This window comes from Roseiarcus fermentans (genome assembly GCF_003315135.1).
In the GTDB taxonomy this organism is placed as follows: domain Bacteria; phylum Pseudomonadota; class Alphaproteobacteria; order Rhizobiales; family Beijerinckiaceae; genus Roseiarcus; species Roseiarcus fermentans.
The window spans coordinates 1-12212 of the sequence record NZ_QNRK01000036.1; the positions used below are offsets into that span (position 1 = coordinate 1).

Annotated in this window: 9 protein-coding genes, 1 pseudogene and 1 riboswitch; of the genes and pseudogenes, 4 read left to right on the plus strand and 6 right to left on the minus strand. The window is 66.9% G+C overall.

The window, feature by feature from the left end:
* Together DFR50_RS24660 and DFR50_RS24665 are read right to left on the minus strand one after the other, a co-directional pair.
* Positions 1-224 (minus strand): annotated as a pseudogene (locus DFR50_RS24660) (phenol hydroxylase); the annotation flags it as partial.
* A gap of 28 nt (positions 225-252) precedes the next feature.
* The gene (locus DFR50_RS24665) at positions 253-546 is read right to left on the minus strand and encodes a phenol hydroxylase subunit (RefSeq protein ID WP_113891933.1); all 294 of its coding nucleotides are present in this window, start codon (positions 544-546) and stop codon (positions 253-255) included.
* 436 nt (positions 547-982) lie between these two features.
* Between DFR50_RS24665 and DFR50_RS24670 the strand changes: the two genes are divergently transcribed.
* Positions 983-1702 (plus strand): GntR family transcriptional regulator, encoded by a 720-nt coding sequence (locus DFR50_RS24670; protein ID WP_113891934.1) that lies wholly within the window; start codon positions 983-985, stop codon positions 1700-1702.
* A gap of 15 nt (positions 1703-1717) precedes the next feature.
* On the opposite strand, the gene DFR50_RS24675 is transcribed toward DFR50_RS24670, so the two are convergent.
* On the minus strand, positions 1718-2419 hold the full coding sequence (locus DFR50_RS24675) for a helix-turn-helix transcriptional regulator (RefSeq protein WP_113891935.1): 702 nt from the start codon (positions 2417-2419) through the stop codon (positions 1718-1720).
* Between the two features lie 89 nt (positions 2420-2508).
* On the opposite strand from DFR50_RS24675, the gene DFR50_RS24680 reads away from it, so the two are divergent.
* Positions 2509-2904 carry a VOC family protein gene (locus DFR50_RS24680; RefSeq protein ID WP_113891936.1) on the plus strand — a complete coding sequence of 132 codons (396 nt, stop codon included), beginning with the start codon at positions 2509-2511 and terminating at the stop codon, positions 2902-2904.
* A gap of 19 nt (positions 2905-2923) precedes the next feature.
* Here DFR50_RS24680 and DFR50_RS24685 read toward each other — a convergent pair whose 3' ends face one another.
* Positions 2924-3757: an alpha/beta fold hydrolase gene (locus DFR50_RS24685; RefSeq protein ID WP_113891937.1), complete on the minus strand. Its 834-nt coding sequence runs from the start codon at positions 3755-3757 to the stop codon at positions 2924-2926.
* A gap of 252 nt (positions 3758-4009) precedes the next feature.
* On the opposite strand from DFR50_RS24685, the gene DFR50_RS32285 reads away from it, so the two are divergent.
* Entirely contained in the window at positions 4010-6841 is a 2832-nt protein-coding gene (locus DFR50_RS32285) for a S10 family serine carboxypeptidase-like protein (RefSeq protein ID WP_113891938.1), read from the plus strand.
* Between the two features lie 174 nt (positions 6842-7015).
* On the opposite strand, the gene DFR50_RS24695 is transcribed toward DFR50_RS32285, so the two are convergent.
* Positions 7016-7303, minus strand: coding sequence for a hypothetical protein (locus DFR50_RS24695; RefSeq protein ID WP_113891939.1), 288 nt, complete (start codon positions 7301-7303; stop codon positions 7016-7018).
* Positions 7304-7498: 195 nt separating this feature from the next.
* On the opposite strand from DFR50_RS24695, the gene DFR50_RS24700 reads away from it, so the two are divergent.
* Positions 7499-11260 (plus strand): PAS domain S-box protein, encoded by a 3762-nt coding sequence (locus DFR50_RS24700; protein WP_113891940.1) that lies wholly within the window; start codon positions 7499-7501, stop codon positions 11258-11260.
* Between the two features lie 51 nt (positions 11261-11311).
* Here the strand turns inward: DFR50_RS24700 and DFR50_RS24705 are convergent, their stop codons facing one another.
* Positions 11312-11962, minus strand: a complete 651-nt coding sequence (locus DFR50_RS24705) for a response regulator transcription factor (protein WP_245428112.1) — start codon at positions 11960-11962, stop codon at positions 11312-11314.
* 168 nt (positions 11963-12130) lie between these two features.
* Positions 12131-12209: riboswitch (SAM riboswitch) on the plus strand.
* The last annotated feature ends 3 nt before the right edge of the window (positions 12210-12212 follow it).

Below are 12212 nucleotides of genomic sequence, written 5' to 3' on the forward strand. Positions count from 1 at the left end.
AGCGGCTTGTACCAGTCCGCCATCACGACCGCGGTCTTGGCCTGGTCGAAATGCCAGAATTCCGCTTCCCACAGCGGCTTGTAATGGAAGTTCGCCGTCGCCTGGACGTCGAGCGTCGCCTCCTGGTAGCGCGACGCCGGCTTGTCGGCGCCGAGCCGGCGCGCGACGTGGCCGAAGGTCTGCCGCTTCGGCTCGAGATCAATGGTCTTGATTTGAACGGTCACGATGTCCCTCCCGTGATTCTTGTCTGGCTCACTCGCGCGCGGCGCGCGGCAAGTCTTCGTCCGAGGTCGCCTGGACACGACGCAGCAGCCCGGGCTGACGGGCCCGCCACGTGAGCCTGTCGAACTCGGTCGCGACTTCGGCCGCCGGCGGCAGCCGCGTCGCCTCCTGCAACGTGCAGAATTCCTCGAAAGCGGAGAAAGGCAGGATCAGCTCGACGGTCAGGTCCGCGTCGTTGACGGAGAACTCGAATTCGACGTAGCGGCCGGAGCGCACTCCGGTGACGCGCACGAATTTTTTCAGCGGCGTCTGGCTCTGTCCCATGGTTCCTCCCCGAACCGGCGATACGGATCGTCGCGCTGTTTTTTCGACGCCGGCCGCCTCTGGAGGCTGCCGGGCCGGGCCCTCGTTTCCGCAGGCCGTCGCGCTTTCGACGTTGGAATGGCTATCGCGACCGATATCGTCAGTCAACAAAAATATCGATATTAAACCGATTTGACGATTAATTTCTGATTCTCGCGAAGAAATTCCCTTCGCCGCCTATCGGCGCCATCGACATTTCGCAAATCGCGCGCATGATGGCGGTTGCCGTGCAAACCGCGCCCCCGTGCGGCGCTCGGCGGTATTATCGTGAGTTAATGAGAATGACGATATTTCCATTGCGCGGCGATTCGGTTTGCGACAGGCTCGGCGGCAAAGGACGGCGCGAATCGGCGGCAGGCGCATGGTTTGCCGCTTGCGCTCAGGGAGGCCCGAACCGATGACCGACATCGCCGTCGTCGACCGTTCCGGCGACACCAAGGGCCGCACGCTGATCGAGGCGGCCTACGCCACCCTGCGCAACGAGATCATCGACGGCACGCTGGAGCCGGGCGCGAAACTCCGCACCGAGGAATTGCGCGCCCGCTACGACGTCAGCGGCTCGACGATCCGCGAGGCCCTGACCCGGCTCCTGGGCGAAGCGCTGGTGACGAGCGAGGGCCAGCGCGGCTTCCGCGTGGCGCCGGCTTCGCTCGACGATTTTCGCGATCTGACCGAGGTGCGCAAGCTGATCGAGACCGAGGCGCTGAGGCAGGCGATCGCGGTCGGCGGCGAACCGTGGGAATCGGAGATCGTCGCGGCCTTCTACCGGCTGTCGAAGACCGAGGAGCGGCTGCGCGAGGATCCGGCCGGCGCGTCGGCGGAATTCGAGCAGCGCAATCGCGATTTCCATCGCGCGCTGATCGCCGCCTGCCCTTCGCCCTGGCTGCACCGGCTGCACGCCCTGCTCTATCAGCAGTCGGAGCGCTATCGTCGCCTCGTGGCGTCGAAGCGCGCCATCCCGCGCGACGTTCACGCCGAACACCAGGGCATCTTCGACGCCACCCTCGCCCGCGACTCCGACCTCGCGGTCAGGCTCGCCGGCGAGCACATCGAGCGCTCGGTCCTCGCGCTCGCGACGCTGCTTGCGGCGCGGGATCGAGAAGCCGCCGCCGGGTAGCCGGCGGATTCGGCCTCACCGCGACCGATCGCCGCGCGCCGCCTCGAAGGCGCGCCGCCAGCGCGCGCGCAGCGCCGCGGGCGGGGCTCCGTGCCGCTCGTCGAGAAACTCCGCCGCGACGACGCGATCGGTGCGGAAGTGCCGGAACGCCTGCCGCAACTCGCACCATGCGCCGACCAGCCGCACCGTCTCGGCGTAGCCGATGATCGCGGGCCAGATCGTCCGTTCACTCGCGCGCGCCGCGTCGTCGCAATAGCGGATGCGGATCTTCTTTCCGCTTCGGATCCAGGCCCGCGTGCGGGCGATGTCCAGCCCGTCGGCGGCTGTCGCCAGCGGCGGCGGCGCGCCGACGCTCGGCTCCTCCAGGAACGGAAGCAGCCGATCCGGCACGACCGCGGCGATCTTGGCGATCAGGTCGCGCGCCGCGGCGGCAAGCGCGGCGTCGCCCTTGCCGGCCACCCATTGGGCGCCGAGCGCCGCGGCTTCCAGTTCGTCCGGCGTCAACATCAGAGGCGGCATGTCGAAATCGCGGTCGAGGACATAGCCGATTCCGGCTTCGCCCCGGATCGGGGTCCGTTGTCCGATCAGATCGGCGATGTCGCGATAGACGGACCGCTGCGACACTTCGAGCTCCGCGGCCATGGCGCTGGCGGTGACCGGGCGGGTCGACCGGCGAAGAATTTGGATGATCTGAAACAATCGGTCGGCGCGGCGCATGACCTCTCCTGCTGACAGAATGGTGTCAGCAGCCTCCGCCTACAAGCCGGCGAGCGACGGACCCGCCGCTCGCCGCCGAGGACAATCTCATGAATTTCATCTCGATCCGCATCATCACCGACGACGTCAAGCGCCTCGCCGGCTTCTACGAAACGATCACCGGACTTGCGGCGACCTGGTACAGCGACGACTTCGCCGAAATCGCCACGCCCGCCGGCACGCTGGCGATCGCCAGCACGCGCACGATGGCGCTGTTCAAGGCCGGGGCGGCCCGGCCGGCCGACAATCACAGCGTGATCGTCGAATTCCGCGTCGGCGACGTGGACGCGCAATTCCGGGCGCTCGCCGACGTCATCGAGGTCGTGCAGGCGCCCACGACCATGCCGTGGGGCAACCGCTCGCTGCTGTTGCGCGATCCGGACGGCAATCTCGTCAACGTCTTCACCCCCGTCACCGCCGAGGCGATTCGAAAGTTCGATCGGTGACGGCGCTGTCGCGGCGCGCCTATCCGGCCGCCTCGCTGAAGAACCCGTCCAGCAGCCGCGCGAACCGCGCCGCGTGCTCGATCTGCACCCAGTGGCCGCAGCGGCCGAAGACGTGCAGCTGCGAACGCTCGATCCAGTCGAGCAGGGTCAGCGAATTCGCGAGCGGAATCACCTCGTCGTCGCGGCCGTGGACGATCAGCGTCTCGTGCCGGACGGCGCGGATCTCGGCTTCGGAACTGGCGAGCGCGTCGACCCAGCGCTGGCGCGGCGCCGGGAACATGGCGGAAAACGACTCCTGGAAGCCTGGGCGGATGCTGGCGCGGTAGCGGAGTTCCGCCAGTTCGTCGTTCACCAGCGTCCGGTCGTAAGCGAAAATGTCGAGCAGTTTTCGCATCGCCTCGAACGACGGCTGGTATCCCCAGACCGCGTCGAGGCCCGGCGTGATCGGGAACGGCACGCCGGCCGAGCCCATCATGACGAGCCGGTTCACCCGCTCGGGATGACGGACAGCGAGGGCGAGCGCGATCGCGCCGCCGAACGAGTTGCCGACGACGTGCGCCTTGTCGATCCCGAGCGCGTCGAGGACCCCGACCGCCTGCGCGACCCAGGTCTCCTTGCGGTAAGCCACGCCCTCCGGCCGATCCGAGAACCCGAACCCGACCATATCGGGCGCGATCACCCGATATGACCCCGACAGCGCCGGGATGGTCAGTCGCCAGTTCGCCCAGGCGCTCACCCCCGGCCCCGAACCATGGATGAACAAGACAGCGGGGCCCTGCCCCTGATCGTGGACATTGGTGTTTATCCCGCCCGCGACAAGGCGGTTGGCGATCTCGGGGTCGGCTACGGTCATGGCGAAAAGTCCCTGTTTCCTCGGCGCCGAAGCGCGCGCATCCCCCGACGGTTGCAGGAGCGTGCGCGTCAATAATAACGGTATTGTTTCATAATGTCGATACTGCTTGCGCTGGCGTCGGTCGGGTCTCGTTGACACTATCAACTAGCACGATCTGTTTTTTTGTGCTGGAATGACACGTTGCTTCCGCTTTCGATTTTTTCGTCAGCAGAGCGGGCCGGCGGGGCGGGAACCCCGATCAGGAGGAAGCCCATGACCGATCGCGCCGGTCTTGCTCCGCTGGGCGCCGAGCCCGCCGGCCAGCCATATCTGGATACGACCGCCTACGGCATGGGGCCGGACGATTCGGTCACCGAGGTGACCGAGGCCGCCGCAATCACCCATCACGTCGCGACCGTCGGCGGCGTCGCGATCCCCTACACGGCGACCGCGGGCCATCTCGTCGCGGTCGATCCCGTCAGTTCGCAGCCGTCGGCGAAGATTTTCTACGTCGCCTTCACCCGGGACGGCGCCGCGGCCGAGGCCCGCCCCGTGACCTTCTTCTACAACGGCGGCCCCGGCTCCTCCTCGGTGTTCCTGCTGCTCGGCTCGTTCGCCCCGCGCCGCATCAAGACCAGCCTGCCGGGCTTCACCCCGCCGCCGCCCTACACGATGGAGGACAATCCCGACAGCCTGATCGACCGCAGCGACCTCGTCTACATCAACCCGGTCGGGACCGGCTATTCCGCGGCGGTCGCGCCGTTCAAGAACCGGGACTTCTGGGGCGTCGATCAGGACGCGCGCTCGATCAAGCAGTTCATCAAGCGCTATCTGACCGCCAACGCTCGCTGGAACTCGCCCAAATTCCTGTACGGGGAATCCTACGGCACCGCGCGCACCTGCGTGCTGGCCTGGATGCTGCATGAGGACGGGATCGACCTCAACGGCCTGACGCTGCAGTCGAGCGTCCTCGACTATCCGGCGAATTTCTCCAACGCCGTCGGCCTCATGCCGACCTTCGCGGCCGACGCCTGGTATCATGGCCGGACCGCCGTCGTCCCGCCGCCGCCGGACCTGCCGGCGTTCATGGACACGGTGACCGCGTTCGCCTCGGACGGCTACGCGAAGGCGCTCGCCGCCTACCCGAACCAGGATTCTGCGACTGTCCAGACACTGTCGCAGTATCTCGGGATTCCGGCGAACGTACTGATCGCCTGGCAGCTCAACGTCGAGGCTGCGGACCGGCTCGGCCATTCCCTGTTTCTCGTCACGCTCCTGCAGGACAAGGGGCTGGCGCTCGGCGCCTACGACGGCCGGGTCACGGGCGTCGACACCGGAATCGCGGCGATCGTGTCGCCCGACGGCGGTATGAACGACCCGACGATGGCGGCGGTCGGCGGCGTCTACACCGCGATGTGGAACGCCTACCTCAATGGCGAGCTGCTGTTCACCTCGACCTCGAACTTCGTCGATCTCAACGACCAGGCGTTCCAGTTCTGGGATTTTTCTCACACCGACCCGACCGGGGCGGTGCAGAAGCCCGATTCCCAGGGCAATCCGACCCTCTACACGGCCGGCGACCTCGCAGCGGCGATGGCCGCCAACCCCGACCTGCTCGTCCTGTCGGCGAACGGTTTTTTCGATTCCGTGACGCCTTTCCACCAGACGCGACTGACGCTGGAGGCGATGCCGCTCGCCAACGCCGCCGCGCGGGCGAACCTCTCGATCCGCAACTATCCGTCGGGACACATGATCTATCTCGACGGCGATTCGCGCACCGCGCTCAAGAGCGACCTGGCGACGCTCTACGACCACGCGACCCGCACGGTCGTCGCGCGGCTCGCCCGGATGGCGCTCGCCGCACGCACGATCTGGCGCCCGATTCACCCCTACTTCCAGTTGCGCAGACCGGGCGCGACGATCCGCCCGGCCGCCGCCGGCGCCGAGCCCTGGGAGGTCGCCGACCTCTGCGCCGCTTATTTCTGGCCCAGGACCCTCGCCGGCGACGGCGTGATCGCCATCGTCGAACTCGGCGGCGGCTGGGTTCCGTCGGACATCGACGAATATTTCGGCAAGCGCGGCCTGCCGAGGCCGGCGATCGCCGACGTTTCGATCGGCGGCGCCAACACGCCGAACCCGAGCGGCGATCCGTCCTCGAACCCGGACGGCGAAGTCGCCCTCGACATCCAGGTCGCCGCGGCCGCCTACAGCGTGGCGACCGGACGCGCCGCCACGATCCGCGTCTACTGGGCGGACGCGCGCGACTGGAGTTCCATGGCGACGGCGATCTCGGCGGCGGCGGCCGACGGCTGCGACGTCTGCTCGCTGTCATGGGGAACCGACGAGGCCAACTGGAAGGCCGCCGGCGAGGCCGCGGGCCTCGATCTCGCCGAACGCCTGAACGCGGCCGCAAGGGCCGCCGCCGCCTCGGGCATGACGGTGTTCGCGGCCTCCGGCGACAACAATTCGAGCGACGGCGGCCCGACGCCGGCCAACGTCGACCTGCCCGCCTCGTCGCCGTTCGTGGTCGGCTGCGGCGGCACGTCGAAGCCGCGCGGCGGCGGCGAGGAAACCGTCTGGAACAACGATCCCGGCAACCCGAACGGCGACGGGACCGGCGGCGGTTACTCGACTCTGTTCAAGCCGATGCCGCAGTGGCAGGCGGGCGCGCCGCACGGGCCCGGGCGGATGGTCCCCGACGTCGCCGCCAACGCCGACCCGAATCTCGGCTACGCCATCGTCGTGCACGGCCGGACGCTGGCTTTCGGCGGCACGAGCGCGGTCGCGCCCCTCTACGCGGGCCTGTTCGCCGCCTTCGGCCGCAAGCTCGCCCTCGCGACGCCGGAGAGGCTGCTCACGCCGCAGCTCTATCTGAACCCGATCTGCTTCACCGACATCGTCAGCGGCGACAACGGCTATTTCCGCGCCCGGATCGGCCCCGACCCGTGCACCGGGCTCGGCTCGCCGATCGGGGAAAAGCTCGCGGCGCTGTTCGGGGCGGCGCCCGCGCCCGCGTCCGTGACGGAGGGCGAGGCTTCCGTCGTGGAGACGACGCGCCCGCGCCCGGGCCGCGCGCGCGGTCCGCATCGCGCCGCCCCACGATAGCCCGAAGCCTCGGGGCGACGGGTCCGGGTTTCGGCAAGACGCCGTGGGCGCGCGCTCCCGATCGCCACGGTCGGAGACCCCCGGAAAGCCGGCGCAGGCGCTGCGGCCGCGGAGCGGGCGTTCGCGCGCGGTGAAACGAGGTCTTCGACCCCGACCTATCGGGCTTCAATTGTGCTAATGGAGAAAAATTCTGATCGGTTGGAGCGTCCTTGAAAGAAGGTGTGCAACCCGGCCCGTCGAAGTCCGGCCGCGCTTCAGCTCCTCTTCGAAAAGCATCTCCTGGCGCCTCATCTCGGCGCTGATCCCGACGCAGTACCCCTCGAGCCAGGAAATATAGTCCTCGCTCAGCCGACAGTAGGGATTGACGTCGATTTCTTCGCGCTCTACCGCAGCCGAGACGCCCTTGACGAAAGATTCTATTGGCATGTCCAAGCCTCTTTGTGCTGCCAGTTTCTGCTCCATTGTATGGCCTGTGTCCGGTGGGAAAGAGCCTCCAAGAATACGTACACTGCCAATATGATATATTGACCCCGGCCGCTTGCCAGAGCCGCCGCCGTGGTTTGAAATCGAACCAGCCGTCGGCTTCGCCAAGCGCCGACCCCATCGGACCCCACACGCCAGGGCGCTCGGCTGAAGGCGTATTCGGAAGCTGACGCAATGGCGTGGATCGACACGACGGACTGCGAGAACGAACCGATCCGGTACCCCGGATCGGTCATGCCGCACGGGGCGTTGCTCGTCCTGAGCGCCGACGCGAGCGCCATCGAGGCGGTCAGCGGGTCGTGCGCCGACATTCTCGGGTTGCGACCCGATCGCCTGATCGGCGCCGCTGTCCGCGACGTTTTCGACGCCTCCGCCGTCGGCGATCTCCTGAGAAGTCCTTCCCCGGGCCTGCGCTCGCCCGCGGCGCTGTCGCTGAATGGCCGCGCGCTCGCAGCCCGCGTCCATGGGAACGCGTCCGGCCGATTGCTGGTCGACCTCGAGCCCGCGGACGGCCCGCCGGCGGTAGGCTCGGACATGCTCTACGCGCTGCGGCGCGGCATCGACGCGTCGAGGCGCCTGAGCGACCTGAACGCGATCTGCCAATCCGCAGCGGAACTGGTTCGCGAGGTCACCGGCTACGACCGGGTCATGGTGTGCCGCTTCGACGCGGCGTGGACCGGCGAAGTCGTCGCGGAAGCCCATGCGCCGGGACTGAAAGCGTATCTCGGCCTCAACTGCCCGGCCAGCGACATCCCGAAGCCGGCGCGCGATGCGATCCGGACCATGGGCGTCCGGATGATCGTGGATGTCCAAGGCGCCCCGTCGCCGCTGCTCGGATCGGGGGAGCCCCGCTCCATCGACCTGGGGGTGTCGAGCCTGCGCAGCGCGTCCCCGGTCCAGATCCGGCGCCTGAAGGCCATGGGAGTCGGCGCGACCTTGGTCGGCGCCCTGGTTTGCGGCGACAAGCTCTGGGGATTGGTGTCCTGCCAGCACCAGAGCGGGCCGAAATATCTCGGACCGGGCGCCCGGGACGCGCTGGCTTGGGCGTGTCAGGATCTCGCAGCCCTGCTGGACGCGACCGAGACGCGCAGACTTCGCGAGCGCGAGCGCGAGTTGGCCGCCCTTCGTCGGCATCTCCTGGCAGGCGTTCGCTCGAGCGATCTTCGGTCTCAGGTTCGCGACGGCGATCCGACGGCGCTGCTCGGCGCGGTCGGGGCGGACGGGTTCGCCCTCCTGGTCGGAGATCGCGTCGACGTCCGCGGCGTCACGCCGTCGATCGAACGGCTCAGGCGTCTGCTACGGCTTCGCGAGGCGCGCGCGTCGGACCCGATGGTTTTCGCCTCCAGCGCTTTGGCTCGCGATCTCGGCGACGGCGACGGCGACGACGGACTCGCCGGCGCGCTGTTCGTCTCGGATCCGCGCTTTCCCGAGGTCGCGATGGTCTGGTTTCGCCGCGAACGCCGCCAGACCATCCGATGGGCGGGCGATCCGGATCGCCCGCATCCGGCCGGCGCGGACGGGCGCCTGGGGCCCCCCGCCTCGTTCGATCCCTTTCTGCAGGAGATTGCCGGGACGTCGCTCGACTGGACGCCGGCGGAGCAAGCCTCGGCGAGGGAACTCGGTTCGCTGATCGAGATCGAGTGTCTGCGCAAGGAGCAGGCGTTCTTCGAGGCGGTCCTGAACTCGAGCCCGGACAGCACGGCCATTCTCGACGGACGAGGCCGGATCGTCCACTCCAATGCGGCGTGGAACGAGTTTGCCGGCGCCGGCGGCGGCCCGGAATCCGCGGCGCGCCGCTTCGGCCTGGGCCGTTCGAACCTCCTCGACGTCGACGAGGACGACCTCGAACGCGAACGGGCGGAGACGGCGAGGGCGGGCGTCGACGCCGTGTCGAGGGGCGACAGAGCCTTTTTTTCCCTCGACTATCCTCGCCATTCCGCAACCGAGCGGCGCTGGTTTCAGATGCGCGTCTACCCCGTGCGGGCGCCCGGCGACGGGGTCGTGGTCGCTCACCAGGACGTGACGGAAAGCAAGCAACTCGAACTCGAGTTGCGCCAGAGTCAACAACGGTTCGAAGCACTCTATCATTCGGGGCTGCTTGGGATCACCTCCTGGAACATGGACGGCAAATTACTGGACGCAAATGACCGGTACCTCCAGATGATCGGCTACAGCCGGGACGATATGAAGGCAGGCTTGATAAATTTATTCAATATAACTCCACCAGCCTTTCGCGCTATTACACAGGAAAGCATGAAAGAACTCACGACTACTGGCGTCAATTCAAAGCCTTATGAAAAAGTATATATCCGAAAGGACGGCAGCCGGGTGCCGATCCTCATGGCTTCGGTCATGCTCGACGCCGTCAACGCCGTCGGCTTCGTGCTCGATCTCACGGCCCAGAAGAAGGCTCAGGAGGCGCTGCACGCCAGCAAGGAGCGCTTCCGCCTGCTGGTCGAGGAGGCGCCCGACGCGATCCTGCTCTACAATTTCGACCGCGGCCAGGTCGTCGCCACGAACCGGGCCGCGGAGCGACTGCTGAGCGCTTCGCGCGACGAAATCCTCGGACGCGAATTGCGAGACTTGCTCGCGCGGGAGCAACCGGACGGGCGGCCGGCGGCGGAAACCCTCGCCGAGCACGGCCGACGCGCGCTCGCCGGCGAGGAGATCACTTTCGAGCGGCGCATTCGCCGGCTTTCCGGCGAGGAGCGACTGTGCCGCACCACCCTCGTCCGGCTTCGGTCGGACGCCCGCCTGCTGCGAATCAGTCTTCTCGACATCACCGAGAGCAAGGCCCTCGAAATCAAGTTGCGGCAAAGCCAGCAGCGGTTCGACGCTCTCTACCGATCCGGCCCTGTCGGGGTCATGATGTCCACCATGGACGGGCAGGTGACCGACGCGAACGACCGGTTTCTTCAGATGGTCGGCTACAGCAGGGATGACCTGGAGGCGGGACTGCTGAACTGGAAAGCGATGACGCCGCCGGAATTCGCCGAGATAAACGCCCGAAGTCTCGCGGAGCTGAAGGACTTCGGCAGCAATCGTCTGCCCTACGAGAATGAATATATTCGAAAGAATGGCTCAAGAATTCCTATTCTCATGAATATTGTCCTTCTGGATGGGTTCAACGGCGTCTCTTTCATTCTGGACTTGACAGAACGGAAGTTGGCGGAAAGACATTCGCAGATCATTTTTGCCGAACGTATCGGAATCATGCGCAGCATGGCGGCGGGTCTGGCCCACGAAATCAATCAGCCGTTGACCGCAACGCGTTCCTTTCTGGGATCGGCGCGACAGTTGCTCGCCTTGCCGCCGGAACGCCGCCCGGTTCCCATCGAAACCGCGCTCGACGAAGCGGCCGACAACCTGACCCGCGCCGGCGAGATTCTCTCGCGTCTGCGGGAATTCATCGCGCATGGAGAACCCGACAAGAGCTTCGTGAGGCTGCACGATCTGATTCGAGAGTCGGTCGATCTGGTGGCTCAAACGGCCGGGCGGCGGGGAATCGAAATCACGCTCCAACCGGGCGCAGCGGACGACCGGACGGTCGCCGATCCTGTCCAGATCGGCCAGGTTCTCGTCAATTTGCTCGAGAATGCGCAGGAAGCCATTCACGAACCGATCCAGGCGGCGGTTGGAAAGGGGCGGGCGACAATCGTCGTCTCGACGGCCTCGACGGAGACGCAGATCCGCGTCGATGTCGCCGATACCGGTCAAGGCCTGTCCGACGCCGTGAAGGGTCATCTGTTCGAGCCGTTCGTGACCTCCAAGGCGAAAGGCATGGGCGTCGGTCTGGTGATTTCGCGCGCCATCATCGAAGCCCACAACGGGCAATTGCGCGCCCGCTCCAATGAGCACGGCGGCGCGACCTTCAGCTTTTCGCTGCCGCTGGCGACCGAACCCGACTCGAGAGGCCGGAGCGACGACTCGGTTTGAAGATCGAGAGCGCGCCTCCGGCGATCGAGCCCGCGCGGCTCGCGCCCGGCGTCATGGGTCGATCGGGACGAAGAGAAACATCCGCATCAGTTCGCGAAGGTTTCCCGCATTCATCTTGTCCATGATATGCGCGCGATGCGATTCGACGGTTCGCGTGCTGACGCCGAGGGCGTGGGCGATCACCTTGTTTTGATGTCCCTTCAGCAGCCCGGCCAGGACGTCGCGCTCCCTTGCGGTCAAGGTCGCCAGGAGAGCCTGGCTCCGTCGCGTTTCCTCTTCGCGCACCCCGTCGCGCTCGCGACGCAGGGCCTGGCTGACCGCCTCGATCAGGACGGCGTTGTCGAAGGGCTTTTCGAGAAAGTCGACCGCTCCGAGCTTCATCGCCTCGACGGCGAGGGGAATCTCGCCGTAGGCCGTGATGACGATCGTCGGCAGGCGGATGGCCTGCGCGTTCATCGCCTCCAGCAGATCGAGCCCGCTCATCTCCGGCATGCGCATGTCGGTAATCACGCATCCGCCCTCGTGCGGCTCGACCGCGCTCAGGAACGCCGGCGCCGAGTCATAGACGCGAACCGCATGGCCGGCGATCGTCAGCGCGAGGCGCAAGGCGGCGCGGATTCCGTTGTCGTCGTCGACGACGTGAACGAGCGAGTGGTCTTTGCCGTCGGGAAGAGGGGTGTCCATCCAAATCAACTGAAACATCCGAATCTGCGCGCCAGTTTGTCACGGCTTCGCGCTCGCGGGCAAATCGGGGCGCCGTGGTCCGCCGGTCGCCGGCCTGCCCCGGCGCCAGCTCCGCCCGCTCACGCCACTGCCGAAGACTGCCGAAGACCCCGTCGTTGACCCCGCCTCCGCCTCGCGCTAAGACGTGGTCTCATCCGTGGTCATTTGAGCCGGTCGGCTTGCCGCCACGTTAAACAAGGGGCTAAAAGATCGGGGCTCCTCACCAGTC